Consider the following 2,986-nt stretch of genomic DNA (forward strand, 5'->3'; position numbering starts at 1 on the left):
CTTCGATTGGTGTTTTTTATCAACATTGGTGTATTAATTTTCTAATGTATTATACGAAAAATAGAAAAAAATACCACTTTATAGTATAATTTTATACAGACTAAAAAGGAGACTTTTTTGATGGAATTAGATAGTAAAATTGAACGAATTGTTCAACATGTTATTGAAGACGTTGAACAAAATTATAAAGATAAACATACTTCTCAACTCGATACAAAAGAAATTACCAAAATCATTGAAAATTGCCAACACGCTTTATTTCCTGCTTTATTTGGAAATCGTGAAACTGTTTCCGAATTTTCCAATAAATATGAAATAGGAGGCCATGTTGAATCGATTTATACTTTACTTGTTTATGAAACAACACGGGCTTTGTTGTATCATCCTAAATATGCAAAATCGCCAAAATTTGCGCGTAAAGAAAAAGCTAAACAAATTGCTCTTCAATTTTTAGATCAACTTCCTAAAATTCATGACTACTTGAAAACTGATATTCAAGCAGCCTTTGAAGGAGATCCAGCAGCTACTTCATACGATGAAATTGTTTATTCTTACCCTGGGTTCTATGCGATTTTTGTGAATCGAATTGCTCATGAATTATATTTATTGGATGTTCCACTAATTCCTAGAATTATGACTGAACAAGCCCATAGTAAAACCGGAATCGATATACATCCAGGTGTTACTATTGGACAGTATTTCTTCATTGATCATGGTACAGGCGTAGTAATTGGTGAAACTACTGTCATTGGAAATCACGTTAAAATTTATCAAGGAGTTACTTTAGGAGGTTTATCAACTCGTGATGGTCAAAAATTAAGAGGTGTTAAACGTCATCCTACTATTTGTGATAATGTGACAATTTATTCGAATTCATCCGTTTTAGGTGGTGAAACCGTTATCGGTGAAGGTTGCGTTATTGCCGGAAACTGCTTTATCACTCATTCTATTCCAGCTCACATGCGAGTCACAAACCAAAACCCAGAATTAGTATTAAAACCTGATAAATGTACTTCTTGTTACGAAATTTAAATCAGAGATGCATTCTCTGATTTTTTTGTTAGAATAAAATTATGAACATGCTTGATTATGCCAAAAAATATGGACAATTTTCTTTTGAAGAATATCCTTTTAATGAAATAGATGCCGCCATATTTAGTTACTTAACTTATTTAAATTGGGAACTCATTGATATTGACATTGAAACCACCTTAATTCCGTTTTATCAATTTTATCCCTATTTTCAAACATTATTGAATGTAAATAAAGACCCAGAACAATTTCTATCTTTACTTTTATGTATGAACGACAGCATTCGTTATTGTAACTGTATGGTAGGCTTCTTTCAATCTGTCTTTGATCCCCTATTAGATGAACAATTCAGTGCTATGGTTTTTGTATGCGAAGACAATATTTATAATATTTGTTTTCGAGGAACAGATACTTCAATTGTAGGATGGAAAGAAGATTTTAATATGTTGTTTTGTCAAGAAACATATGGACAAAAAAGCAGTGTAAAATATGTTGAATCACTTTCCTTTCCTTCTTATTCTTATCGTTTAATTGGTCATTCAAAAGGAGGAAACTTTGCGACTTTTTGTGCTAGTCATTTAGATTCCATTCAAAATTGTATAGAAATTTATAATTTCGATGGTCCTGGATTTTTAGAAAATAATTTAAATACAATTCAACCGATTTATCATAAATTTATACCACAAGGTTCTATTTTCGGTCTAATTCTAGAAAACTCGAATCATTATACAATTATTCAAAGTGATGCCAAACATCTTCACCAACATGATTTATTTAATTGGAATATACAAGACGATCATTTTATTCGTACTTCACAATTAGATTCTTTGTCTTTGTTTCTGCAACAAAGTGGTAACACATGGCTTCAAAATGCTTCTTTAGAACAGCGAAAAATATTCATTGAATCGTTTTATGAATTAATTCAAAAAGAAAATGTTGAAGACATATATGATTTTCAATTTGTGAATTTAAGAAATATTATCAAACAAATAAAGACAATCGATGCTCAAACTAAAGCGATTATCAATCAACTCATCAGAGTACTCATTCAATCGAATCTACAAACACTGAAAGAATACAAAAAGAAAGATGACTAGCCTGTCATCTTTTTCGATTTTTCAAAACAAGCATCCATGGCTTGTATAATACTACTTCTAAAACCTGTTTCTTCGAGTTTACTAACCGCTTCAATCGTTGTTCCTGATGGTGAACAAACCGCATCTTTTAATGTGCCTGGATGTTGTTGTGTTTCTAATACCATTTTAGCAGCTCCTAATACCGCCTGACTTGCGAATACATAAGCTTGTTTACGTGGCATTCCTTGTTTTACACTCGCATCGGCCATTGCTTCTATCATCATATAAACATAAGCTGGCGAACTTCCACTCACCGCAGTTACGGCATCCATTTGTGATTCAGATACTATCTCAACTTTTCCAAAACTATTGAAGATATTTAATATTGTATCGACTTCTTCTTGTGTTAAGTATTCATTATAGCTAATAGCACTCATTGCTTCTTGTACCATAGCCGGAGTATTAGGCATAGCTTTCACAATTTTTATTGGTTTTTGAAAGTATGTTTGTACTTGCGCTATTGTTTTTCCTGCCGCAATACACACGATAATCGCATTCTCTTTTACAGAATCCTTTATTTGTGAAATTACATTTTCATATACATATGGTTTCACGGATAAAAATAGTACATCGACTTCTTTACTTACTTCTATATTATCTAATGTTGTATGAACATTTAATGATGCGATTTTTTCAAAATTACTTTGATGATGATCCGCAACATATATTTGTGAAGGAGGACAAACCTTTCCTTGTACGATTCCTTTAATCATTGCACTTCCCATATTTCCACATCCAATAAATCCTATTTTCATAAAAATTCACTCCTGGTATATTCTAATTGACTCATCTAATAGTCATTTAGAATATACTTTTAC

The 2,986-nt window shown here is 31.5% G+C and carries 3 protein-coding genes; 2 read left to right on the plus strand and 1 reads right to left on the minus strand.

The annotated features are described in order from the left end of the window. Window positions 1-120 precede the first annotated feature (120 nt). Both ACI313_RS01390 and ACI313_RS01395 read left to right on the plus strand, forming a co-directional pair. Window positions 121-1,032, plus strand: a complete 912-nt coding sequence (locus tag ACI313_RS01390; RefSeq protein ID WP_439755104.1) for a serine O-acetyltransferase — start codon at window positions 121-123, stop codon at window positions 1,030-1,032. A gap of 41 nt (window positions 1,033-1,073) precedes the next feature. Beyond that, entirely contained in the window at window positions 1,074-2,129 is a 1,056-nt protein-coding gene (locus ACI313_RS01395) for an Mbeg1-like protein (RefSeq protein WP_320608543.1), read from the plus strand. On the opposite strand, the gene proC is transcribed toward ACI313_RS01395, so the two are convergent. Further along, entirely contained in the window at window positions 2,126-2,923 is a 798-nt protein-coding gene (gene proC / locus ACI313_RS01400) for a pyrroline-5-carboxylate reductase (protein WP_320608544.1), read from the minus strand. The two genes, ACI313_RS01395 and proC, sit on opposite strands and share 4 nt — an antisense overlap. Window positions 2,924-2,986 lie beyond the last annotated feature (63 nt).

The sequence above is a fragment of the Floccifex sp. genome, assembly GCF_051873495.1.
In the GTDB taxonomy this organism is placed as follows: Bacteria; Bacillota_I; Bacilli_A; order Erysipelotrichales; family Erysipelotrichaceae; genus Floccifex.

Excerpts from the sequence above, each read along its gene's own strand:
- proC (WP_320608544.1), bottom strand. The coding sequence starts at position 2,923 with ATGAAAATAGGATTTATTGGATGTGGAAATATGGGAAGTGCAATGATT.
- ACI313_RS01395 (WP_320608543.1), top strand. The coding sequence starts at position 1,074 with ATGAACATGCTTGATTATGCCAAAAAATATGGACAATTTTCTTTTGAA.
- ACI313_RS01390 (WP_439755104.1), top strand. The coding sequence starts at position 121 with ATGGAATTAGATAGTAAAATTGAACGAATTGTTCAACATGTTATTGAA.